Consider the following 24731-nt stretch of genomic DNA (forward strand, 5'->3'; position numbering starts at 1 on the left):
GTGGACGTGTCCCTCAGCCCTTTATCGATTTAAATCAGGTCGACGCTCATGGATGAAAGCAGTATTTGGCTGAGCAGCCTTCTGAAGCAAACACACGATCTACAGGTTCAAGGCAATATGACGCAGGACGATTTCCAGTCTTTGCTGATTTACGCCCTTGCTGCACGAATCATCGACTGGAACAGCCTCAGATGGCTTGCAGAGCGCGAGAAGCGGTATTGGGCATTCCACGATTCCCTTGAAGCCCGTGCACAAATGCTGATGGAGTGTTGCGGTCGCGCCACCAAGTTCGCCAGCTTACAAGTTGATACTTACGAACGACTGGAGTTGCTGCTGGATGCCGTGCTCGATGACCTCCATGAAAGCGATTGGCCAAAACTGTTCGACGCGCTTTTCTACCACACCATCTCCAAGTATCGCTTCGATCGCCGCCATGCTGAAAACATTGCCGCATTTGCCTGCGGCCTGGCGCGCAAGCAAGGATTGTCAGACTTGTTCGCTTACAGTGGAGAGCCATTCGTAAGGCACTTTGAGCTGCACCGGGACAGGTTCAAATACAAGCTCGCCAAAACCGGCTACACAATGCTGGACTTGACCCGCCTGAGGTTGATCGTGTGGGACATCGAGGTGGCGTTGAACGATGTCCCGTCGGACGATACCGATGAAACCGAAGACCTCGACGACGATTGCCTCATCCTGCTGGACAACCCGGCGAACTTGGGCCCCCTCGACTACCTGCACAAACGCCTCGAACAGCAAAACCTGACGGAGCGAATGCTGGTGTTTTTCAAACCAACACCCGGTTCAGAGCGCATCGTTCTGGAAAACCTCAGGCGAAAACTGTACGACGACGACCTGCTCGAGGCAGTCTTCGACTTCACCAGCTATAACGGCAACGCCAATGCAACCCGCTGGTGTGCCTGGCTGTTGAACAGCCGCAAACAGCATCGTCGACAAACACTATGTATCGATACACGCTATTTGATGGACACTGCTCACGTCGTTAGCACACAGCAACTCGCGTGGTTTGCCGCAGCGATCTGCGAAGTATGGGCTTCGCCTGTTGAATTGCGCTTTAGCCAGTACCCCCTGTCACAGTTCCTTGGTCCGCTGAAAGGTCTTTTCGCTCAGTGGTTTGATGGCGGTTACCGCGATATCGATGGTGTCTGCAAAGTACTACCGTTATTAGATGTGCTGAAGTCCTCTATCGCTGCGAAGCGAGTGCCACCCCCTTCTATCAGCCGCGAAGTGTCACTGCTCGACCGTCGCCCACTTGAGCATTTGCTCTTCGTAACTCATCAATCGTCTGTCTGCGCCTACATCATCGGCAACAACGGCACAGGCAAAAGTCTGTTGCTGGCTTCATTGGTCGGCCACCTGCAGGAACAACGAATTGCCAGCGTGGCTATTGTGAGTGGCCCCAACGACCGCTTTCCTTTAACCGACCGCAAGAAAAACCCCGACTATCGCTACCTGGGCGACAGGACAGGCAAAGGATATCTATCGCGAGCCATTGAGCTCGGGCTTATCGGCCTCCTGGCCGAAATCTTCACGCTGCCTGATCGTGCGCAATTGCTGGAAGAAGTGCTGAATCAGTTGGGCTTCAAACAGCGACTCTATCTCGCGCCAAAAGGGGTCTTCAGTGAGCTGTTGCAACCCCTCGACCTCGTCGACCAAGTAAAGCCACTGGCCGATGCAGTGCGAGAAGCCGTCCCGCTCAAGGGGCTCTACCTCGCACTCATCAAGCATGAAAGCTCACAACTTTTGAAATTCAGCGACCTCAGTTCCGGCGAACAGCAAGTCCTATTACTGTTCGCGAAGATCATCGCCAGCGCAGGACCCGATAAGGTATTGCTGATCGACGAGCCGGAAATCAGCCTGCATGTAAGTTGGCAACAATTGTTGCCAACCTTGTTCAGCCTCACAGCCGGGCAATTGCGATGCCGGCTGGTGATTGCTACCCACTCCCCCACTTTGATCGCCAATGCCCAAGACGACCTGAGCCATTGTTTCCTCGCCAAGGATCAGCAACTGACAATTATTGCGCCTGATCAACGTCATTCGGTCGAAACCATCCTGATGGGTGGCTTCGAGACCTACACGCCACACAATCGCGAAATCGCGGAGCGCTGTGCCGCCTTGGTAACCGAAGCTATCCGGGTGACGAATCGAGGCGAGCGTGGTAACCACCCCGAGCTGCAGCAAGCACTGCTGACTTCTCTTGTACGTATGGCCGATATCATGGAGAGCTCCGGTGACGACAACGACAAGCGATACCAGCAGGATATGCAACTGATCGATCAGGCGCGTCACGCCATTGTCGAAACCTTTACCTTGGCGCATCAGGAGCTATCGGTATGACCAGCCAGCCCCCGCAGCCAGTTGAGCTTAAACTTCGCGCTGTCAAAAAAAAGAAGCCCGAACGCCGTGAGCGCATGACGTTGCTGCATGAGTTGCGGCGAGCAGCCAAAGCGGGTGATAAGGAGGTGTGGACTCGTTTGGGAGACATTGAGGACGCTAAACACAGCGATCTCAAGAAACTTTTACGCAAAAGCCTGATGAATCGCCAGGAGCCGCGCTGTTGCTACTGCAAGCGATGGCTGCTCAATAATGCCCATGCCGCACCAATCGAGCATGTTCTGCCTCGTCATGTCTATCCGGAGTTCGTCTTGCGCACACGCAATCTGGCGATCATATGCGTCGACTGCAACTCGATAAAAAGCAAAGCTGATTGGGGAAAGTTCGCCGCCCCCCATCGGCGCTACCCCGCCGTGGAGACAATGACGTTCTTTCATCCCCGCTTCCACAACTACGACGAACACGTTCGTTTCATGCGGATGGAAACCAACCGGTATGAATTCGTTACCTATCACGGCCTCACACCCCAAGGTCAACACCTATGCAGCGAGCTGCTCAGTAAAGTGGTCGGCAAGCAAAGCCTCAAGCGCAACTACCCCACCTTGGCGGGCTGGGTACGGATGGAGAAGACACTCGACGCCGAGCCAGAAACCACGCCTCGCCCGGCGCTAGAAGCGTTTCGAAGCGCGATGGACAGGGTTTTCGTCAACCGATTGAATGACGGCAATCAATCAACTGCCCTGTGGGCACACCCGTAAGAGCAATCATTGTGGGAGCGAGATTGCTCGCGAGGGAAACGACTCGGTCCCAAGCCAGACTTTTACCACCATGGAAAGACAGATTTTCCTTCAACCCCATTGATCGAAGCCTTGGGAAAGGCGCAGGCTAGAGAGCTAACCTGATTCTTATATCATTCCGAATGATAGTTACCTTCGCTTCATTCGATTCGTGCGATACCACCCCCGCCGAGCATCATCCGCCCATCTCAATACATTGGCGGATGCATCCATGGAACAGTCACTCAAACATTTGCGCTTCCCGTTGGCCCTGCTGGCCGTAGTGGTGATGAGCGCTTGCGGCAAGGCTCCGGAGTCTGCCGCGACCATGCCTGCGGCGAAAGTCAGCGTCGCCAAGGTGCTGGAACAACCGGTCAATGAGTGGGACGAATTCACCGGGCGCCTTGAAGCGCCGGAAACGGTAGAGATTCGTCCACGGGTCTCCGGTCAGATCGATGACGTTGCCTTCACCGAAGGCGCGCTGGTCAAGAAAGGCGACTTGCTGTTCCAGATCGACCCGCGTCCCTTCCAGGCCGAGGTCCGCCGTCTCGAAGCGCTGGTCGCTCAGTCGCGCGCCAATGCGACCCGCAGCGAAAACGAAGCCCAGCGCGGTGAGCGTCTGCGTACCAGCAATGCGATTTCCGCCGAGCTGGCCGATTCGCGCACGAGTGCTGCACAAGAAGCCCGCGCTGCAGTCGGTGCCCTTCAGGCACAACTGGACCTGGCGAAACTGAACCTGAGTTTCACCCGCGTCACCGCACCGATCAGCGGCCGTGTCAGCCGTGCCGAAATCACCGCCGGCAACCTGGTGACCGCCGATACCACCGCGCTGACCAGCGTCGTGTCCACCGACAAGGTCTACGCCTACTTCGACGCTGACGAGCGTGTGTTCCTCAAATACACCCAACTCGCTCGCCAGGGCAAACGTGGTGCAACCACTCCGGTTTACCTCGGCCTGTCCAACGAAGACGGCAACCCGCACCAGGGCGTGATGAACTTCGTCGACAACCAGGTCAACCCGAAAACCGGCACCATCCGTGGCCGCGCCGTGTTCGACAACAGCGACGGCGCTTACACCCCGGGCCTTTATGCGCGTCTGAAACTGGTCGGCAGCGGCACCTACTCCGCCGTGTTGATCAACGATGAAGCGGTCGGTACCGACCTCGGTAAAAAGTTCGTGCTGGTGATGGATGCGGATAACAAAACCGCCTACCGCGCGGTCGAGCTGGGTCCGAAAATCGAAGGGCTGCGCATCGTGCGCAACGGCCTGAATAAGGACGACACGATCATCGTCAAGGGCCTGCAACGGGTACGTCCCGGTTCGCCAGTCACCCCTGAAGTGATCCCGATGGCCAGCGAACAAACCCTCGCGGCACTCGCACAACAACGACAAGCGCTGGAAGCCAGCAACCTGCCCCAAGTCGCACCTGCCAAGGTCGCGCCGGGTTCGGTTGTGAAACTGGCTGCTGCAACCCCACGCGGTTAAGGGATAACGACTCCGATGAATTTTTCCCAATTCTTCATTTCACGGCCGATCTTTGCAGCGGTGCTGTCGCTGCTGATCCTGATCGCCGGTGCCATCTCGCTGTTCCAGTTGCCGATCAGCGAATACCCGGAAGTCGTGCCACCGACCGTTGTGGTCCGTGCCAACTTCCCGGGTGCCAACCCAAAAGTCATCGGTGAAACCGTGGCTGCTCCTCTGGAGCAAGCCATCACCGGCGTCGAGAACATGTTGTACATGTCCTCGCAGTCCACCGCTGACGGCAAGATCACCCTGACCATCACCTTCGCGCTGGGCACCGACCTGGACAACGCCCAGGTGCAGGTGCAGAACCGCGTGACCCGGACCGAGCCGAAGCTTCCAGAAGAAGTGACACGCATCGGTATCACCGTGGACAAGGCATCGCCCGACCTGACCATGGTCGTGCACTTGACCTCGCCGGACAAACGCTACGACATGCTCTACCTGTCCAACTACGCCTTGCTCAACATCAAGGATGAGCTGGCGCGCCTGGGCGGTGTCGGTGATGTGCAGCTGTTTGGTATGGGCGACTACTCGTTGCGGGTATGGCTCGATCCGAACAAAACCGCTTCGCGCAATCTGACCGCGACCGACGTGGTAACCGCGATCCGCGAACAAAACCGTCAAGTCGCTGCCGGTGCCTTGGGTGCCCCGCCTGCGCCGAATGCCACCGCGTTCCAGCTGTCGGTCAACACTCAGGGTCGCCTGGTTTCCGAAGAAGAGTTCGAGAACATCATCATTCGCTCCGGCGACAACGGTGAAATCACCCGACTGAAAGACATCGCGCGCGTCGAGCTGGGTTCCAGCCAATACGCCCTGCGTTCCTTGCTGAACAACCAGCCGGCGGTGGCGATCCCGATCTTCCAGCGTCCTGGTTCCAACGCGATCGAAATCTCCAACGAAGTGCGCGACAAGATGGCGGAGCTGAAGAAGAGCTTCCCGGAAGGCATGGACTTCAGCATCGTCTATGACCCGACGATCTTCGTGCGCGGTTCCATCGAAGCGGTGGTTCACACCCTCTTCGAAGCACTGATCCTCGTGGTTCTGGTCGTGATCCTGTTCCTGCAAACCTGGCGTGCCTCGATCATTCCGTTGGTGGCGGTTCCGGTTTCGTTGATCGGTACGTTTGCGGTGATGCACTTGTTCGGCTTCTCGCTGAACGCCTTGTCACTGTTCGGCCTGGTATTGGCCATCGGTATCGTGGTGGACGACGCCATCGTGGTGGTGGAGAACGTGGAAAGGCACATCGAGCTGGGAGAAACGCCCGTAGAAGCCACTAAGAAAGCCATGCGAGAGGTGACCGGGCCGATCATCGCGACGGCGCTGGTGCTGTGTGCGGTATTTATCCCGGCGGCGTTCATTTCCGGACTCACCGGCCAGTTCTACAAACAGTTTGCCCTGACCATTGCCATCTCGACCGTGATCTCGGCGTTCAACTCGCTGACACTGTCCCCTGCCCTGGCCGCCGTGCTGCTCAAGAGCCACAGTGCGCCGAAAGATCGCTTTACCAAAGTGCTCGATAAACTATTGGGCGGCTGGCTGTTCCGTCCGTTCAACCGGTTCTTCGAACGCGCCAGCCATGGCTATGTCGGCACCGTAGCCCGGGTTATCCGCAGCAGCGGTATTGCCCTGCTGTTGTACGCAGGCCTGATGGTGCTGACCTTCTTCGGTTTCGCCCACACCCCGACCGGTTTCGTACCTGGCCAGGACAAGCAATACCTGGTGGCTTTCGCGCAACTGCCGGACGCTTCCAGCCTGGACCGTACCGAAGACGTGATCAAACGCATGTCCGACCTGGCACTGAAACAGCCTGGCGTGGAAAGTGCGGTAGCGTTCCCGGGCCTGTCCATCAACGGTTTCACCAACAGCCCTAACGCCGGCATCGTGTTCGTGACCCTGAAACCGTTCGACGAGCGTAAAGACCCGAGCATGTCCGCCGGTGCGATTGCCGGTGCATTGAACGGCCAGTTCGCCGGGATTCAGGAAGCCTACATGGCAATCTTCCCGCCGCCGCCGGTACAAGGCCTGGGCACCATCGGTGGTTTCCGCCTGCAGATCGAAGACCGGGGCAACCTGGGCTACGACGAGCTGTACAAAGAAACCATGAACATCATTACCAAGAGCCACGGTGTGCCGGAACTGGCAGGCCTGTTCACCAGCTACACGGTGAACGTGCCGCAAGTCGATGCCGCCATCGACCGGGAAAAAGCCAAGACTCACGGCGTGGCCGTCAGCGACATCTTCGACACCCTGCAGATTTACCTGGGTTCGCTGTATGCCAACGACTTCAACCGCTTCGGCCGTACCTATCAGGTCAACGTCCAGGCCGAGCAGCAGTTCCGCCTCGAACCGGACCAGATCGGTCAGCTGAAAGTGCGTAACAACAAAGGCGAGATGATCCCGCTGGCGACCTTCATCAAGGTCAGCGACACCTCGGGCCCGGACCGCGTCATGCACTACAACGGCTTTATCACCGCTGAAATCAACGGTGCGGCAGCCCCAGGCTACAGCTCCGGCCAGGCCGAAAAAGCCATCGAGAAACTGCTCAAGGAAGAACTTCCGAACGGCATGACCTACGAATGGACCGACCTGACTTACCAGCAGATTCTGTCCGGCAACACCGCACTGTTCGTGTTCCCGCTCTGCGTATTGCTGGCGTTCCTGGTACTCGCGGCGCAGTACGAAAGCTGGAGCCTGCCACTGGCGGTGATCCTGATCGTACCGATGACCCTGCTGTCGGCCATCACCGGTGTGATTGCTTCGGGAGGCGACAACAACATCTTCACTCAGATCGGCTTGATCGTTCTGGTGGGGCTTGCCTGCAAGAACGCGATTCTGATCGTCGAGTTTGCCAAGGACAAACAGGAAGAAGGCATGAACCCGCTGGCTGCGGTGCTTGAAGCCTGCCGCCTGCGTCTGCGGCCGATCCTGATGACCTCCTTCGCGTTCATCATGGGTGTGGTGCCACTGGTGTTCTCCAGCGGTGCCGGTGCCGAGATGCGTCACGCCATGGGTGTGGCGGTGTTCTCCGGGATGCTCGGGGTGACTTTCTTCGGCCTGTTGCTGACGCCAGTGTTCTACGTGTTGATCCGTAATTTCGTGGAACGCGGCGAGCAGCGCAAAGCGGCCAAAGCCCTGAAACTGGAGGCGCAACAATGAGCCTGAAAGCCTTCCTGCCGAGCCTGCTGGTACTGGCCCTGAGTGCCTGTGCCGTCGGCCCGGACTACAAGACCCCGGCCACTGAACCGGCCAACATCACCACCGCCACCGATGGCGCTGCGGGTCAGAAAAACTTCGACCGCTCACGTTTCGAAGGCATCTGGTGGCAGCAGTTTGAAGACCCGACCCTCAACCAGTTGGTGACGCAATCGCTGCAAGGCAACCGTGACTTGCGCGTCGCCTTCGCTCGCTGGAAGGCGGCCCGGGCGATCCGCGACGACGTCAGCAATGACGCCATGCCGACCATCACCAGCCGCGTCAGCAGTGATCTGGGCAAAGGCCAGATTCCGGGCGAGACCACCAAACGGGTCAATAGCGAACGCTATGACCTGGGTCTGGACATGGCCTGGGAACTGGACCTGTTTGGTCGCATCCAGCGCAACCTGGAATCCAGCGACGCCGAACAGCAAGCGGCCGAAGCGGATCTGTACCAACTGCAAGTCACCATGATTGCCGAACTGGTGGACGCCTACGGTCAGCTGCGCGGTGCGCAACTGCGGGAAAAAATCGCCCTGGCCAACCTGAACAACCAGCAGGAGTCGCGCAAGATCACCGAAAGCCTGCGCGATGCCGGCGTCGGCGATCAGCTCGATGTGGTCCGCGCCGATGCACGCCTGGCGTCTGTCGAAGCCAGCGTGCCGCAATTGCAGGCCGAACAGGTTCGGCAGAAAAACCGTATCGCCACCTTGTTGGGTGAACGTCCGGACAAGCTGACCGTCGACTTGAGCCCGAAAGACTTGCCAGCGATTGCCAAGGCACTGCCGATCGGTAATCCGGGCGAACTGCTGCAACGTCGTCCGGACGTTCTCAGCGCCGAGCGCAAACTGGCTTCGGCCACGGCGCGTATTGGCGTGGCCAAGGCGGACCTGTTCCCGCGGGTCAGCCTCAGCGGCTTCCTGGGCTGGACCGCCGGACGTGGTTCGCAGATCGGATCCTCGGCGGCCAACGCCTGGGCACTGGGCCCAAGTATCACTTGGGCGGCGTTTGACCTGGGCAGTGTTCGAGCCCGTATCCGCGGTGCCGACGCGGATGCCGAAGGCGCCTTGGCGACCTACGAGCAACAAGTGCTGCTGGCCCTGGAAGAATCGGAAAACGCCTTCAGTGATTACGGCAAACGCCAGCAACGCCTGATTTCGCTGATTCGTCAGAGTGAATCAAGCCGCGCGGCAGCCGACCTGGCTGAAATTCGCTACCGCGAAGGCACGGCGGACTTCCTTGTCCTGCTCGATGCCCAACGCGAACGTCTGGCGGCGGAAGACACTCAGGCCCAGGCCGAAGTCGATCTGTATCGCGGTATCGTCGCGATCTACAAGGCCCTGGGTGGCGGTTGGCAACCAGAGACGGTCGCCAGCAAGTAACACGTTATAGAGCTCTTTTGGCTGGTCGCAACCAACCATTTTTTTAGCCCTGCGCCTCATTCGGTCGCGGGGCTTTTTTTTGGTATTGAGGATTACATCATTTTCAGCCTCAACACGGTCCATTGTAGGAGCCGGCTTGCTGGCGATGGTCTCAAGTGCGCCGCAGTGAAACAATCCGTACGCTTTATCGTTAACGACCATCGCCAGCAAGCCGGCTCCTACGGGGGATCAGGGGTGGTTTTGGGAAGTGCGGGTTTCCTGCACGGTCACGGTGGCCGTTGTCCCCGCCCGCAGTTTGTCCTTGCCGGCATAGTCGGCGTCGATTTTTATCCGCACCGGCACCCGTTGCGCCAGTTTGACCCAAGTGTAACTGGGGTTGATGTTGGCCAGCAGACGGCCGCCGGGCAGGTTCTCGCGGTCGGCGATGGCGAAGGCAATGCTTTGCACCGTGCCGCCGAAGGTTTCGCCGCTCATCAATTCGATCCTGACCCGATCCCCCTCCCCGATTCTCGGCAGCTTGGTTTCTTCGAAATAACCGCTGACATAAAACGAATCGCTGTCCACCAACGCCAACAATGCGCCCCCGGCCGCGGCATAGTCGCCCTGTCGGGTCAGCAGGTTGGTGACGTAGCCGCTGACGGGCGCTTCGACCCGGGTACGCTGCAAATCCAGTTCCGCCTGGGTCAAGGCCGCGACAGCCAATTGCACATTGGCCTGCGCCAGCCCCAGGTTGGCCTGGTTACGCAGCAACTCGGCCTGTGCTACCGCCACCTCTGTGCTGGACTTTTCCCATTCTTCGCCCGAAATCGCGAAGCGTTGCTTGAGTGTTCGCCGCCGGCGCTCTTCACTCTGACGCTGGCGCAGCAGCGCTTCGCTGGCGACAATCGTTGCTTCGGATTGGCCGAGAGTGGCCTTCGAAACCTCCACCGAACGCTTGGCATGCTCCACAGCGAGAACGTAGCGAGCCGGGTCGATCTCCAGCAGTAACTGGCCCTTGTCGACATGCTGATTGTCCTGAACCCTCAGCGCGACAATGCGACCCGAGACATCGGCGGACAAGGTCACCACATCAGCCCGCACCCGTGCATCGCGAGTCCAGGGTGCGCGGGTGTAATGCTCCCAGGCGAACCAGCCGAGCACAAAGGCCAGCAGCACCACCGCCACTGTTGTGAGCCGGGCAAGGATCTTCTTCAAGGCATCAGGCTCCCATCACCAGAATCAGCGTCGCGCAAACGCAGGCGTACAACGCACCTTCGAACAAGGCTTCGTGCCAGACGAACCGCAACACACCAAGGCGGCGCAGGGTCCAGTCCAGTAGCAGGAAAATCGGCAAGGCCAGCAACAGCGCCTGCGCGATCGGCGGCAAATAGACGCCGCCTACTTCCAGGTCAATGGGCAAGGATGGGGTCTCCTTCCTGTTCGGCGGGTTGAAACCAGGCGCGATATCGCTCCAGAAACGACACCACAATCAATAGCGCCACGCGCATCCTGAAGACCGACCACAGGTGTTCATGAACGTCCAGATGCAAGTCGTCCATTTCATCACCCAGGATATGCAGGTTCTCCAGCAACCGTTCAAGGTCGATCCCGGCGCGCCCGGCAATCAATCGCCCTGTTTCGCGGACCGCCGCCAGCAAACGGTTCAATTGATCGGTACTGAGCAACGTGTTGTCTTGCGCCTGTTGCCTGAGCTGATTCAACGCCACGCCCAGTGCCATGCACCCGAGGCTGACTTCAAACAGGTCTCTGGAATGCTTGTCACTGATCGCCGGCAACAACCCCAACATCATGGTCAGGCGGTCGACCATGCGGCTTTCAAACGCAAATTGTTGCTCGTCGGTGGCCGGGGTCTTCAGCAAAGCGTAGACCTGCTGGCAGTTCTCATTGAACAGCCGACGCATCCGCAAGACGGGTCGGAACGGGAAGATCAAGGCATAGACACTGAGTGCAAGTGCGGTGGCACTGATGTAGGCGCCGGCAAACTCGAACCACTGAATCGCGGTGTTTTGCCCGACGCCGACGTTTTGCGGGCCCAGCAACAGCATCGTCGTCAATCCGAGGCCGATGCCGGTGCCCGTGGTTGGCGGGCTCGACAGCCCCACCGCGACGGCATACAGCAACGGAGCGAGCAGCAAGGCCAGCAGCTCGAAGCCATTGATCATCGGAATCAGCAAAAACAGGTAAAGCGCCGACACCACCAACGACAGACCCAACCCCCTGGCAAAGCTTTGGCTGGCCAGTAATGGCCGAGGGAAAGTCGCCATCAGCGAACAGAGAATCCCCACCACAATCATCCCGCCCCGAGCCCCGTCCCAACCGGTCTCGATCCAGATGAACCCGGCCACCACCAATGCAGTAAAGGCGCGGATTGCGTTCATTGCCGCCAGCGTATAGTCCAGATGCAACGGATTTTCCTGGCCGCGGAATACGCTACTGGCCGCCCGCTCTTCCTGGATTGCGTCGCTCAGCTCCAGCATCTGCCCCAGTTGCTCCAACATCCGGGCCTGTTCCCAGCGCAGTGCCCAGGCCAGGGAGCGCAACGTGGCAGGCATTGTTTCGGTGAGTTGTTCGGCCTTATAAGCCTGATCATCGAAACGCTGTTGCAGCGCCGCGAAATGGTGCCGCGCCTCGCTCGACAGCGAGCGCCCTTGCAGGGCCAGTTGATCGAGGAAGGCCAGCTCTTCGGCGCGTAAACGCTGGATTTCCTCGGGTAATGCCCCTTGCCAACGCTCGGTCAGCAGTTCTCGCTGGTGACGCAGCGCAGTCAGGCGCGAGGTCAGCAACACGAGCTGATTGCCCAGTAACTGCACGAGACCATTGGCGCTGCGTAACCGTGGCGCGTCGAAATACAAATGCCGGCGCACGCCTTCAAGGGCGCTGATTTCCCCCAACAGTTGCATCTGCCGACGGTGAAAGTCCGCCTCGCTTTCTTCGGTGCGAATGACCGCAGCGGCATGGGTTGCCAGCAGCTTGATGACTTGATCGATTTTGGCGAAATAGTCCCGGGCCACGGTTTCCGGGCGCGCGGTGAGCAGGCTGACCACACACACGCAGGCCACCGCCAACAAGGTTTCGGTGACGCGGGTCACGGCCAACAGGAACGTGCCGTCCTGATCAGGTACTGCCAGCAGTGCCACGACCACCGCCGTGTAGCCGCTCAGGACAAATGCCTGGGAACTGGTGTAGCGCAACAAGGTGCCGCCGGCGGTACACAACGCCAGCCACAAGGCCAGGGTCACGATGAAAGGCAACGGCGCCTGGGGGAAAATGGCCATGATCACCACCGCGACGACGGCCCCGAGTGTGGTGCCGATGACCTGACCGAAACTGCGGGCCAGGGCCATTCCGCCCAATGGTTGACTGACGATGACCACCGCCATGATCGACCACTTGGGTTGATCGAGGTCGAACAGGAACGCCAGGTACAGCGTCAACAGCCCGGCCGCAATGGTTCTCAAGGCGAACAACACCACCCCTGGGCCAGGGTTGAGTATTGCCTTGAAGTATTGAAGCAGCGGTTGCATGGGAGCGCTCATCGAGTCATCTCCAGCAAGCGTAGTCACTGCTTCGGCGGCTCGACAGGGTTTCAGTGTCGACAGCACTTGTAGGAAAAATACTGACTATTCGCTGCGCAATGGCCTCAGGGTTTGACTCACAGCCCGGCCTGACCGAAGCTGGCAACCTTGCAAAAGCTTGCCTGCTACCGGATTCCTGCATGCCCCAGTCCCGCCGCTACCTGATCATCAGCCTCTGTGTCCTGTTTGCCATCGGCCTTGCGTGGCTGTTGCTGCGCAGCACAACGCCCGTGGTGCCGGAGGCGATCAAGCGCGGCTTCAGCGAAGCGCTGGCCCAGGCGCGGGCCGGGCAACCGGGCGCAGCGCGGGTTTTGTACCAGCAATTGGGTCGCCCTGACATTTCGCCCAAACGCCGTGTCTGGCTGCATGCCGAACTGCCCAATTATCCCAGCCCGCTCGCCCTGAAACTGGCAGACGCAGACCTGCAACACCCGGCCGTCGAGGTGCGCATCGCAGCGATCAAAAGCATCAGCGGTTTAGTTCCCAGCGGGCAACGCAGCCTGCTGTTGGGCCCGTTGCTCGATGACAGCGAACAAAGCGTGCGGTTTACCGCCGTGAACGCATTGCTTGGGCTCTCGCCGGACGACCTTGGTTTGTACTTTGGGCCGTTGCAACAGGCGATCGACGCGTGGGAGCAAGTGCTCACGAGTGCGCCCGACAGCGCGGACAACCAGTACCAGCTGGCCCGGCTGCATCTGCACAACGGCGAATTCAAGGCGGCGCAACAGGCGCTCGAGAACACTTTGCGCCTTGCACCTGACAATCTGCCGGCACTGGTGATGCAGATCGAGGTGCTGGACAAACAGGGCCAAGGCGAAGCCGCCCGGCTGCTATTGGCCAAACAATTGAAGGCTCAACCCGATTCCGCCTACCTGCAACATGCCCTGGGGCTCTGGTTGCTGCATCACGGGCAAAGTGAGTTCGCCCTGCTCGGCCTGTCCAAAGCCGTGGAGCTGGAACCGGACAACAAGGATTACCGCTACGACCTCGCCACCACGCTACACGGCGAACAAGAGCTGGAAGCGGCGCAGAAACAGTTGCAGGAAATCGTCCAGCGCCATCCGGCCGACCGCAAGGCACGGGTGTTGTTGATCAACTACTGGAAAGAAAGCGGACAACTGCAAAACGTGCAGATTCTGTTGGCACAACTCGAACAGCTCAATCCCGACGATCCGGCCCTGCAGCAAGGGCTTTGAATCATCGCTGATCTTGCGGTCGCCATCGCCAGCAAGCTGGCTCCTACAGGATCGGGGCAACACGACGCAGCATTGTAGGAGCGAGGCTCGCCCGCGAAGAACGATAACGCGCAGTGTCAGAACTTACGCCATCGCCAGCAAGCCGGCTCCTACAGGTCTGGGACAACCTGTCGAGCCATGCTCAGGACAGCATGTCCTGCATTATTTCCTGCAACACATCCAGATCAAACGGCTTACCCAGAATCGGCGCCGTGCGCGTGATCGGACTGTCGGTCTCGCGGATTTCCTGCGGGTAGCCGCTGATGAAAATCACCTTGAGCTCCGGTCGCAGTTTCACGGCGGGTTCGGCGATCTGCACGCCGGAGATCCCGCCCGGCAGTCGGAAGTCGGTGATCATCATGTCCAGATGCGGCTTGCTCGCCAGAATCTCGAAGGCCTGCTCGCCGTTTTCGGCCTGCAAAACCCGGTAACCCTCACCCGACAGGTAGGCCGACAGCACCATCAGGATGGAGGGGTCATCTTCGACGATCAGTACGACATCTTGTGCATCTTCACTCATGGGTAGCCTTTGTTCGGTCAATAGCTGCTGATACGACCGTGAGGTCGATCAGAGGTTGCGTTTAAATGGCTGTTTTCCTACAGCGGCAGACAAACGCGAAACAAGGCGCCTTCGCCAATCCGGCTCTCGACGGTAATGGTACCGCCATGGGCGGTCACAATCTGTTCTGAAATAAACAACCCCAGGCCCAGCCCGGCGACGGCGTGTTTGGCCGAAACCCGTTCGAACTGCTGGAAAATACGCTTCTGGTTTTCTTCACCAATGCCGATCCCCTGATCGCGTACGTCCACCCGCGCCTGACCGCTCTCACTGTACACCTTCACGGTGATCGGGCTCTTCGCGCCGTATCGCAAGGCGTTGGTCAGCAGGTTGGAAATCACCTGTTCTATACGAAATTCGTCCCAATTGCCCTCCACCGGATGCTCGGCGTCCAGGGTGACCGAGGATTCGGCGGCATCGATCTGCGGGGCGAAATTTTGTAACAAGTTGCGCACCAGCGCCGACAGATCGAAACGTGTCGGTCGGATCGACAGCTTGCCAGTGCGAATGCGCGACACATCGAGCATGTCTTCGATCAGGCGAATCAGGCTTTTGATCTGCCGCTCGTCGCGGTCGACCATCGCGTGCATCTTTTCCAGGGTGAACGCTGCGGCGTTGTCGCGCGCCAGGTGCATCTTGCGCAGCTGGGTTTCGAGGATCAGGCCGTTGAGCGGCGTACGCACTTCGTGGGCGACGATGGACATGAAGTCATCGCGCATGCGCACCGCCTGCTCCAGTTCCTGCTGGGTGCTCTGCAACTGTTTAAGCAGCGCTTCCTGCTCGCGGCGGCTCTGCTCCAGCGCTTCGACCTGTTGTTTCATGGCCTTGCTCTGGCGGAACAGATCGACGAACACGTTGACCTTGCTCTTGACCGCGTGGATATCCAGCGGCTTGTGCAGGAAGTCCACGGCGCCGCTTTCGTAGCCCTTGAACGCATAGTTCAGCTCACGGCCGGCGGCGCTGACGAACACAATCGGGATGTTCTTGGTTTTTTCCGTGCCGCGCATCAACTCGGCCAGTTCGAAGCCGTTCATGCCAGGCATCTGCACGTCGAGAATGGCCATGGCGAATTCGTGTTGCAGCAGCAGCGACAAGGCTTCGTCGGCGGACAAGGCTTTGTAGACGATGCGGTCTTCGCGTTTGATCAGCGCTTCGAGCGCCAACAGGTTCTCCGGCAGATCGTCGACAATCAGCAGTTTGGCTTGGATGTTACTTAGCATGCTATTCGTTCCAGCTCGACAAGCAGACGGCCGATGTCGTTGATAGGGAGAACATGGTCTGGCTGGTGAACATCCAGCGCCGCCAGGGGCATGGTCGCGACTTGGGCTTCTTTCGGATCCTGGACGATGGTCAGACCACCACGCTGTTTGACTTCGGCCAGACCGCTGGCGCCATCGCGGTTGGCGCCGGTCAACAGCACGGCGGCCAGGGCGGGACCGTAGGCATCCGCCGCCGACGAGAACAGAAAGTCGATGGCGGGCCGCGAATAATGCACGCGGTCTTCCAGGCTCAGGGAAAAGCTGCGGTCCTGTTCCACCGACAAGTGATAGCCCGGCGTGGCGAAATACAGCGTGCCCGCTTCAATCAGCGTCTTGTCATGCGCCTCGACAACGCGCATGGCGACTCTTCGGGAAAACACGTCGGCGAGATGGCTGCGACGCTCGTCCGGCAGGTGCAGCACCACGATGATCGGCAGCACGAAGCCTTCGCGCAGAGGGCTGAGGATGCTCAGCAACGCCTCCACGCCACCGGCCGAAGCCCCGATCACGATAGCCTCCACAGAAGGCAATTTCGCTGCACTGTTCATGATTTACGGTAGATCCGTTCTTGTTTGACCAACGGCTCGAACTGGTTGCCGAAGGCCGAAAAATCCGGGGTTTCCTTGCTGCCGAGCACCAGAAAACCGCGATGACAAAGGGATTCGTGGAACAACCCGAACGCCCTGTCCTGAAGTTTTTTATTGAAATAAATCAAAACATTACGGCACGAAATTAACTGAGTTTCCGAGAAGACACTATCGGTCGCCAGGCTGTGGTCGGCGAAGGTCACGTTTTCACACAAACTCTTGTCGAAAATCGCGTAGCCATACGCCGCCGTGTAGTAGTCGGCGAATGAACGCTGGCCACCTGCCTGCTGGTAGTTATGAGTGTAGGCCCGGACATTCTCCATGGAGAAAATCCCCTGCTTGGCCTTGTCCAGCGAGCGCGGATTGATGTCGGTGGCATAGATGATGGTGCGATCGAGCAACCCCTCCTCGCGCAGCAGAATCGCCATCGAGTACACCTCTTCTCCGGTGCTGCAACCGGCGATCCAGATCTTGATCGAGGGGTAGGTCTTGAGCAGCGGCACCACTTCCTGGCGAATGGCGAGGAAGTGCGAAGGGTCGCGGAACATCTCGCTGACCGGGATCGTCAGCAATTGCAGCAACTGCATGAACGCGGTTGGATCGTGCAGCACCTTTTCCTGCAACGCCGAAATGGTCGCGCACTCGAACTGGCTCAACGCATGCTGGACGCGGCGTTTGATCGACGCGCCGGAATAATCACGAAAGTCGTAGCTGTATTTGAGGTAGATCGCCTCGATCAACAACCGCAATTCGATTTCGCTACTTCGCTCCACTGAATAATTGCGTTCCACTAAATGCGTTCCATCTTCGGTAACCACACGCGAATCAGCGAGAACAGGCGATCCAGGTCGATGGGCTTGGCCAGGTAATCGTTGGAGCCGGCCTGCAGGCAGCGCTCCTGATCGTCCTTCATGGCCTTGGCCGTCACCGCAATGATCGGCAGCTTGCGCCAGCGCGGGTCCTGACGGATCAGGCTCGTCGCCTCGAAACCGTCCATCTCCGGCATCATCACGTCCATCAACACCAGATCGATGTCCTCCACTTCATTCAGTCTTTCAATCGCCTCACGACCGTTCCGGCCAATGACCACGATTGCGCCCTTTTGCTCCAGCGCGCTGGTGAGGGCGAAGATGTTGCGCACATCGTCGTCCACCAACAGCACTTTGCGACCCTCGAAGACCTTGTCGCGGCTGCGCGCGGTCTTGAGCATCGTTTGCCGTTCATGGGACAACCGCGATTCGACTTTGTGCAAAAAGAGTGTGACCTCATCCAGCAGACGCTCCGGCGAGCGTGCACCCTTGATGATGATCGAGCGCGAATACTTGCGCAGTTCGGTCTCTTCGTCGCGAGTGAGGTTGCGCCCGGTGTAGACGATCACCGGCGGGAACGAACAGATGTCCTCGGTGGACATGCGCTTGAGCAGATCATTGCCCAACATGTCCGGCAGTTTCAGGTCGATGATCATGCAGTCGAACACTGTGGTGCGCAGCAGGTCCAGTGCATCCTGCGCGAGGCCGACCGCAGTGATCTCAATGTCATCGTCGCCGATCAACCGGGCAATACTGTCGCGCTGCAAGTCATCGTCTTCCACCAACAGCACGCGTTTGACCTTCTGGGTCAGCTTGGCTTCGAGGCGGGCAAACACGTCCTTGAGTTCTTCACGGGTGGTCGGCTTGACCGCGTAACCAATGGCGCCCATGTGCATCGCGGCTTCGACCCGGTCTTCGACCGAGATGACGTGCACCGGGATGTGTCGGGTTTCCGCGTGTTCCTTCAGGCGCTGCAACACGGTCAGACCGGAGTGGTCCGGCAGGCGCATGTCCAGCAGGATGGCGTCGGGGATGTATTCCTTCGCCAGGTCATAACCTTCGTCGGCACCGTGGGCCACCAGGCACTGATAACCCAGTTCGTGGGCCAGATCGTAGAGGATGTGCGCGAAGTTTGACTCATCTTCCACCACCAGAATGCAGCGAGTGGTGAAAGGTGCCTTGCCTCGATCATCGTCGAAACGCGGGATATCGACTTCGGCGATCAGCGGCACCAGGGCAGGTGCCGGTGCTCTCGGCGTCAGCGCAACCGGTGAGGCCTGCATCGGCTCGAGCGGTGTCTCGCCCGGTTCAACGTATTGCTGCGGCAAGACCAGGGTGAACACACTGCCCTGCCCCGGTTCGCTGGTGACGCTGATGGAACCGCCGAGCAATGCCGCCAGATCACGGGAAATCGACAGGCCCAGCCCGGTGCCGCCGTAACGGCGATTGGTGGTGCCGTCGGCCTGGCGGAACGCTTCGAAAATGCTTTCCTGCTGCTCTTGTGCGATACCGATCCCGGAATCGCGGACGATAAAGGCAATGCCGTCACCGGGCTGGCTGGCGACGGTCAGGCTGACCGTGCCTTTCTCGGTGAACTTCACTGCGTTGGACAGCAGATTCTTCACCACCTGCTCCAGACGCTGGCGGTCGGTGAAAATCATCATCGGTGCGCCGGGCTGCACATCGACCTGGAAATCCAGCTGCTTGTCCGTCGCCAATGGCTGGAACATCCCGCGCAAACCGTCCACCAGGCGGGCGACGCTGGTGTTTTCCGGACGCATATCCAGCTTGCCGGCCTCGACCTTGGAGATGTCGAGAATGTCGTTGATCAAGTTCAGCAAATCGTTACCGGCTGAATAGATCGACTCGGCGAATTTGACCTGTTCGGCGCTGAGGTTTTCCTGCGGGTTTTCCGCCAACAACTTGGCCAGGATCAACGAACTGTTCAGCGGCGTGCGCAATTCGTGGGACATATTGGCGAGGAATTCGGACTTGTACTTGCTAGAGCGCTGCAACTCTTCGGCGCGCTCTTCGAGCTGGGCCTGGGCCTGATTGAGTTCGGTGTTCTTCAGGTCCATGGCATCGCGTTGCTCGGCCAGAGTCAGGGCTTGTTCGGCAAGTTGTTCGTTGGTCTGCTCCAGCTCGACCTGCTGGGTTTCCAGATGCGCCTGGGACTCCTTGAGAACCCTTGATTGCTCTTCAAGCTCTTCGTTGGCGGTCTTGAGTTCTTCTTGCTGAACTTGCAGTTCTTCGTTGAGTTGCTGGGTTTCGGCCAGCACTTCCTGCAAGCGTTGACGATAGCGCGCGGCCTCGATGGAAGTGCCGATGTTGCCGGCAATCAGTTCGAGCAGTTCGATGTCGCGGTCGTTCAACGGGCGCAGGAAGCCGAGTTCGATGACCCCGTTGACCCGATCGTCATCGCTGGTCGGCACCACCAGCACGCTGTGCGGCAAGCCTTCACCAAGGCCGGAACTGACCTTGAAATAGTTGCTTGGCACGTTGTCGAGGCGTATCAGCTTCGCCTGTTGCGCCACTTGCCCGACAATCCCTTCGTCGCTGTAAATCTGTTGTTCAAGGGCTTCCTGCTCACGGGAAAAACCGTAAGAGGCAATGCGCTTGAGGCCGCCATGCTCCTCACGTACATAAATAGCCGCCACCGCCGTGCCGAGGTATTGCGCGCAAAACTGCAGAATGTTGCGCCCCAGCAGATTGAGCGACAGTTGCCCCAGCACTTGCTCGGCCAGCTCGGTCTGGCCATTGCGCAACCAGGCTTGCTGTTCCAGACGATGGGCACTGGCCTGTTGCGCAGCCAGGTTGGCGCTGTAGCTTTGCGAAAGGTTGAGCAGATCCCGCCTGCCAATGTAGGCGAGCAACCCGCTGATGCCGACAATGAACAGCAGATAAAGGCTGATGCTCCAGATCGTACTGCGGCGCACTTCTTCGTTACGCGTGGCGCGTAACTGCTGCTCCATGTCGATCACGTCTTCGAATTGCTTGCGGATTTCATCAGTCAGGCGTTTGCCGCGCCCGGCCTTGATGGCGCTGCGGTAGTCACCGCCCGCATGCTGCAAGTCGATCATGTTCTGCGCGTAAGTCGCCCATTCATCCTGCAGGGCCTGGAGCCGTTGCAGGCGGTCGGTTTGCACCGGGTTGTCCGCCGTCAGTTCGAGCAAGGTCTTGACCGCTACCGCGACTCTCGGCTTGGCGGTTTCGTAGGGTTCAAGAAATCTCTCGTCGCCACTGAGCAGGAAACCGCGCATGCCGGTCTCCAGATCGACGGTCAGCTTGACCGCTTCATTGGCGTTATTGATCACCCGGTCGGTGTGCTGGACCCACTGGATCACCGACAGCAGATAGGTGATCAGCGAGACAAAGAACACCGCACTGAGCACACCGACACCCAACGGCAAGCTGACGTTGCGGCTCAGGAGTTTACGAAATCGTTGCTCGTCAACCGAAGACGCAGTGGTCATGGGAGGGCCTTGTCGAACTGTTGGAATCCAGGGAGTCTGCCTCAAATCTGCCGCATTGATCCAATTTTCTGACGTGATTGTGCGCTAAATCCTACATTCAACTGCCCCAGCGCAAAGGAGCGGTTATCCTTGTCCGCCCTGGTACGGCTATTCTTTTTCCAGTGGGGTCGGGAACTTGTCGGGGTCCGTTACTTACTCATGCTAGAGCCCGGCGTTTTTGATCGGCCGGTCACTGCGAATTCAACTGTTGAGAACCCCCATTATGTCCGCTGAAACATCCATCATCCTGGTCGTTGAAGACGACGACATTGTGCGCATGCTGATCGTCGATGTGCTGGAGGAGCTGGAATTCAAGGTTCTGGAGGCGAACGGATGCGAGCAGGCGCTGGAATTTCTCAATGATGAAGATCAATACATCGATCTGATGATGACCGACGTCGGTTTGCCGGTCATGGATGGCCGCGAACTGGCCACGCAGGCGCGCATGGTACGCCCGGAACTGCCCGTCCTGTTTGCCAGCGGCTACGCAGAAAATATTGAGGTGCCCGCCGGAATGCATGTGATCGGCAAACCGTTTTCCATTGATCAATTGCGCGACAAGGTCAAAGGCATTCTCGCTATTACCTAGCCTTCGTTGAGCGGGCTGAGGAATCGTCCTCGGCTGTGGTTTAATTGCGCCCCGCTTTTATTCCCCTGCCCGCTTCAAGGAATCTCCCTGCATGAGTCTGCCCCGCGCCACCAAAGTCCTGGTTATCGGCTACGTCTGGCCCGAGCCACGCTCTTCCGCGGCGGGTGGGTATGTGATGCAACTGCTCGGGACGTTTCTGCAACAAGGCTGGGACGTGACCTTCAGCAGCCCCGCCGGTGCTGGCGAACATCAGGAAGACCTGACGGCGCTGGGCATTCGTGAAGTGCCGATCGAACTGAACAACAGCAGTTTCGATGTGTTTGTCCGCGAACTGGCGCCGGACATCGTGCTGTTCGAGCAATTCATGATGGAAGAACAGTTCGGCTGGCGTGTCGAGAAGCACTGCCCCGATGCCTTGCGCGTGCTCGGAACGCAGGATTTGCAAAGCCTGCGCCATGCCCGGCATCAACGGCTCAAGGACCGGTTGAAGGCCAGTGAAGATGACAATGACTTCAGCGGGCTGTTCGCACCGGCCTTGCGTGAAGAATTCGAACTGATGGCCGACACCGACCTGGCGAAACGGGAAATCGCTGCGTTGTATCGCTGCGACTTGAACCTGATGATTTCCGAAACGGAAATCGAGTTGCTGGTCGAGCAGTTCAAGGTGCCGCGCAGCCTGCTGCACTGGTGCCCGTTGATGGTCGATCCACCGAGCGCGCCGCTGGCGGGTTTTGAGGAGCGCACGGACTTCCTCAGTATCGGCAACTTCCGTCACGCGCCCAACTGGGATGCGGTGCTCTGGATGAAAACCACCATTTGGCCACTGATCCGCGAGCAATTGCCCACCGCTCGTTTGCTCATCTACGGGGCTTACACGCCACCCAAGGCGACCGCGCTGCACAATGCGGCGCAAGGTTTCCATGTAATGAACTGGGCAGAAGACGCGTTGCAAGTGATGTCGGCCGCTCGCGTGTGCCTGGCGCCGTTGCGTTTCGGTGCGGGCATCAAGGGCAAAATCGTCGATGCGATGATTTGCGGTACACCGAATGTCACCACGCCGATCGGTGCCGAAGCGATGTATGGCCAAGGCCCCTGGCCGGGCGCCGTGACCCGCACGGCACGCGAGTTTGCCGATAGCGCGGTGCAACTCTATAAAGACCAGGCCCAATGGTCGAACGCCCAGGCAGTTGGCCTGGAACTGCTGGCCGAACGTTATCAGCTGCACACCCACGGCCCGGCGCTGATTGCAAAACTAGAGTATTGCCAACAGCACTTGCGGACACTAAGACGGGACAACTTTACCGGCAGCATGTTGCGCCACCACCAACATAAAAGCACTCAATACATGGCGCAATGGATTGAAGCGAAAAACAGAACTAAAGATGACACTTGATCGTTAGAATCGTCTCCTCTGACGATTAACCTACTGTGCAAGGACGCACAATGAATAACGATCTAACAGCAACTAAGCTTAATTTCTTCTACAACAACCAATCATTTACAACCAATAGTTGGATGACCCAACTTCCGGCCATTGATTCACTCTCGCTTGCGGAACTTGTTTTACCTGGCGCGCATAATGCCGGCGTGGACAAAAAGGCCTCGTATGCGGCGCCGGGCATCAGTCACTGGGCCGCTTGCCAGACCCATACGTTCTACTATCAATTGACCCAAGGCGCCCGCGCGCTCGATATCAGGCTGGAGTATGTAATCGGCAGCAATGGCGTCGGAACATTCTGGTGCCAGCACAACGGTTTTCGCTCCTCCCGCTCCCTGGAAGACCTGATCACGAGCGTGATCCGGTTTCTGCAGGAAACCCCCGATGAGTTCATCGTGCTGGATTTTCATCAGTTGAATGCAGGCAACCAGGCCTTTGACCATCGGGAGTTCAACCGCCTGCTGATGACTCATTTGGGTGACCGGATAATTCCCTACAGGAATGCGGGCCTGACACTCGGGCAATTGAAACGGGCCAGTCATGCCCGGCGCGTGCTGGTTGCCGCCGAATATCACCCGAGCTTCGATGCCACCTTGTTTTGCCGGTACATTCCGCACGAATGGAGCGGAATCGGGACGACCAGCATCAGTGAGCTGAACGCGCATATCACGCAGGTCATGCGATACCCGCCAACCAGCGACATGCCATGGTCGCTCTCCGCCACCAGTTACCACGCCGTGGGCGGTCCGGTGAACATTGGCGAGCAGCTTGATCAATGGTTTGACCCGGCCGTCAGCGAGTGGATTCTCAAGTGCAGCATTATCAATGCGGACTTTTTTGAAACGTCGAATCTGGTCAGCCATTGCCGGATGGCCAATCTGATCAAAGCCAACGCCTGACACTATTAATTTGTGCAGATGTTTCCGTCACTGGCAATGCTGGAACGCATCTCTATGCTTGAAATCACATATATCCACTTCATCCCACGGATGGGCTGAAGCCATTATCAGGAATGACAATGACCCAATCTTTACAAGGTACGTTCGACAAAAAGAAATGGATGAGTAATGTGCTCGACATCGACCGCCTGAAGTTGACCGACTTGATCTGGCCAGGCACTCACAACAGCGGCATGGACAAAAAAGCCCCCAACTATGATGTTGTCATTGGTAACTGGACCACGTGCCAAAACGATTCATTTGCGTGGCAACTGGCCAATGGTGCACGGGCATTTGATATCCGACTTGGTTACACCGAGGGGCGCGATCAATCGATCTTCTACTTTCATCACAATGGCTTTCAGTCTCATCGTATCCTTGATGAGCTGATCGACGCGACAACCGCGTTCCTTGATCAAAACCCGGACGAGTTCATCGTTTTCGACTTCCACCAAATGGGCGACGGTGCCAAGCGTTTTGACCACAAGAAACTCAATGACCTGCTGGTGAGTCGACTCGGGCACCGAGTCATACCGTCCTATGACGCGTCGAAAACGGTGGGTCAACTCAAACGCATGAGCACCCGCCGCAGGCTGGTGCTGGCAGCGCATGTTGTGCGGGGGCTGGACGATGATTACTTCTGGCCACGCATCCCGCACAAATGGAGCGGCGAAACCTTCACCGACACGGCGGAACTGGAGCGCCACATTGCCAACGAGCTGCAAGACGCACCGTTCGAGAGCTTTCTCTGGTCGTTGTCGGCCACCAGCTACGGTTTTCTGGGCGGGCCTCAGGACATCAAGAACCAGATCAACGCCTGGTTCAACCCGACCCGGGACTGGGTGACGCGATGCAGCATTGTCAGCACCGACTTTTTCGATGAGTCAGACATCGTGCGTTACTGCTGGAGCGCGTCGAGCATGAAGGCGGTTTATGGCAGCGCCTTGCATCCGTAACCGGGCGCATGACGTCGGTCGACATGCCCCAGGCTGGCAAT

General features: G+C 58.4%; 18 protein-coding genes. 10 read left to right on the forward strand and 8 right to left on the reverse strand.

Annotation, left to right across the window (positions count from 1 at the left end):
* The first annotated feature begins 48 nt into the window (after nt 1-48).
* The 5 genes from J4E42_RS01135 to J4E42_RS01155 all read left to right on the forward strand — a co-directional run bounded on the left by J4E42_RS01135 (nt 49) and on the right by J4E42_RS01155 (nt 9233).
* A complete protein-coding gene (locus J4E42_RS01135; RefSeq protein ID WP_207284353.1) occupies nt 49-2361 on the forward strand; it encodes an ATP-binding protein in 2313 nt (770 codons plus the stop codon).
* Nucleotides 2358-3116, forward strand: coding sequence for an HNH endonuclease (locus J4E42_RS01140; RefSeq protein ID WP_207284354.1), 759 nt, complete (start codon nt 2358-2360; stop codon nt 3114-3116). The genes J4E42_RS01135 and J4E42_RS01140 overlap by 4 nt, the downstream gene beginning before the upstream one ends.
* Nucleotides 3117-3366: 250 nt before the next feature.
* On the forward strand, nt 3367-4620 hold the full coding sequence (gene mexE, locus J4E42_RS01145; protein ID WP_008026285.1) for a multidrug efflux RND transporter periplasmic adaptor subunit MexE: 1254 nt from the start codon (nt 3367-3369) through the stop codon (nt 4618-4620).
* A gap of 15 nt (nt 4621-4635) precedes the next feature.
* Entirely contained in the window at nt 4636-7815 is a 3180-nt protein-coding gene (locus J4E42_RS01150; protein WP_008044286.1) for an efflux RND transporter permease subunit, read from the forward strand.
* Nucleotides 7812-9233 carry an efflux transporter outer membrane subunit gene (locus tag J4E42_RS01155; protein ID WP_207284355.1) on the forward strand — a complete coding sequence of 474 codons (1422 nt, stop codon included), beginning with the start codon at nt 7812-7814 and terminating at the stop codon, nt 9231-9233. Before J4E42_RS01150 ends, J4E42_RS01155 begins: the two co-directional genes overlap by 4 nt.
* A 228-nt stretch (nt 9234-9461) precedes the next feature.
* Here J4E42_RS01155 and J4E42_RS01160 read toward each other — a convergent pair whose 3' ends face one another.
* The 3 genes from J4E42_RS01160 to J4E42_RS01170 are packed head-to-tail and all read right to left on the reverse strand — an operon-like array spanning nt 9462 to nt 12769.
* Nucleotides 9462-10427 carry an HlyD family secretion protein gene (locus J4E42_RS01160; protein ID WP_008044282.1) on the reverse strand — a complete coding sequence of 322 codons (966 nt, stop codon included), beginning with the start codon at nt 10425-10427 and terminating at the stop codon, nt 9462-9464.
* A 4-nt stretch (nt 10428-10431) separates the two neighbouring features.
* The gene (locus J4E42_RS01165) at nt 10432-10632 is read right to left on the reverse strand and encodes a DUF1656 domain-containing protein (RefSeq protein WP_008026537.1); all 201 of its coding nucleotides are present in this window, start codon (nt 10630-10632) and stop codon (nt 10432-10434) included.
* Entirely contained in the window at nt 10622-12769 is a 2148-nt protein-coding gene (locus J4E42_RS01170) for an FUSC family protein (protein WP_207284356.1), read from the reverse strand. Before J4E42_RS01170 ends, J4E42_RS01165 begins: the two co-directional genes overlap by 11 nt.
* Nucleotides 12770-12948: 179 nt before the next feature.
* On the opposite strand from J4E42_RS01170, the gene J4E42_RS01175 reads away from it, so the two are divergent.
* Nucleotides 12949-14004, forward strand: a complete 1056-nt coding sequence (locus J4E42_RS01175) for a lipopolysaccharide assembly protein LapB (protein ID WP_207284357.1) — start codon at nt 12949-12951, stop codon at nt 14002-14004.
* Between the two features lie 181 nt (nt 14005-14185).
* Here J4E42_RS01175 and J4E42_RS01180 read toward each other — a convergent pair whose 3' ends face one another.
* The 5 genes from J4E42_RS01180 to J4E42_RS01200 all read right to left on the reverse strand — a co-directional run bounded on the left by J4E42_RS01180 (nt 14186) and on the right by J4E42_RS01200 (nt 20730).
* The gene (locus J4E42_RS01180; RefSeq protein ID WP_008026542.1) at nt 14186-14563 is read right to left on the reverse strand and encodes a response regulator; all 378 of its coding nucleotides are present in this window, start codon (nt 14561-14563) and stop codon (nt 14186-14188) included.
* A 77-nt stretch (nt 14564-14640) separates the two neighbouring features.
* Nucleotides 14641-15822: a hybrid sensor histidine kinase/response regulator gene (locus J4E42_RS01185; protein WP_192227134.1), complete on the reverse strand. Its 1182-nt coding sequence runs from the start codon at nt 15820-15822 to the stop codon at nt 14641-14643.
* Nucleotides 15816-16409 carry a chemotaxis protein CheB gene (locus J4E42_RS01190; protein ID WP_008026546.1) on the reverse strand — a complete coding sequence of 198 codons (594 nt, stop codon included), beginning with the start codon at nt 16407-16409 and terminating at the stop codon, nt 15816-15818. The genes J4E42_RS01185 and J4E42_RS01190 overlap by 7 nt, the downstream gene beginning before the upstream one ends.
* Nucleotides 16406-17239, reverse strand: a complete 834-nt coding sequence (locus tag J4E42_RS01195; RefSeq protein WP_008044275.1) for a protein-glutamate O-methyltransferase CheR — start codon at nt 17237-17239, stop codon at nt 16406-16408. The genes J4E42_RS01190 and J4E42_RS01195 overlap by 4 nt, the downstream gene beginning before the upstream one ends.
* A complete protein-coding gene (locus tag J4E42_RS01200; protein ID WP_207284358.1) occupies nt 17239-20730 on the reverse strand; it encodes a response regulator in 3492 nt (1163 codons plus the stop codon). Before J4E42_RS01200 ends, J4E42_RS01195 begins: the two co-directional genes overlap by 1 nt.
* 262 nt (nt 20731-20992) lie before the next feature.
* Here J4E42_RS01200 and J4E42_RS01205 point away from each other — a divergent pair, with 262 nt between their 5' ends.
* From J4E42_RS01205 to J4E42_RS01220, 4 genes are all read left to right on the forward strand, one after another.
* Entirely contained in the window at nt 20993-21358 is a 366-nt protein-coding gene (locus J4E42_RS01205; protein WP_008044272.1) for a response regulator, read from the forward strand.
* Between the two features lie 91 nt (nt 21359-21449).
* Nucleotides 21450-22751, forward strand: coding sequence for a glycosyltransferase (locus tag J4E42_RS01210; RefSeq protein ID WP_207284359.1), 1302 nt, complete (start codon nt 21450-21452; stop codon nt 22749-22751).
* A 50-nt stretch (nt 22752-22801) separates the two neighbouring features.
* Nucleotides 22802-23695, forward strand: coding sequence for a phospholipase (locus J4E42_RS01215; protein WP_207284360.1), 894 nt, complete (start codon nt 22802-22804; stop codon nt 23693-23695).
* Between the two features lie 119 nt (nt 23696-23814).
* Nucleotides 23815-24690, forward strand: coding sequence for a phospholipase (locus J4E42_RS01220; protein ID WP_207284361.1), 876 nt, complete (start codon nt 23815-23817; stop codon nt 24688-24690).
* Nucleotides 24691-24731 lie beyond the last annotated feature (41 nt).

Source organism: Pseudomonas sp. FW300-N2A2 (genome assembly GCF_017351735.1).
Taxonomy (GTDB): Bacteria; Pseudomonadota; Gammaproteobacteria; order Pseudomonadales; family Pseudomonadaceae; genus Aquipseudomonas; species Aquipseudomonas migulae.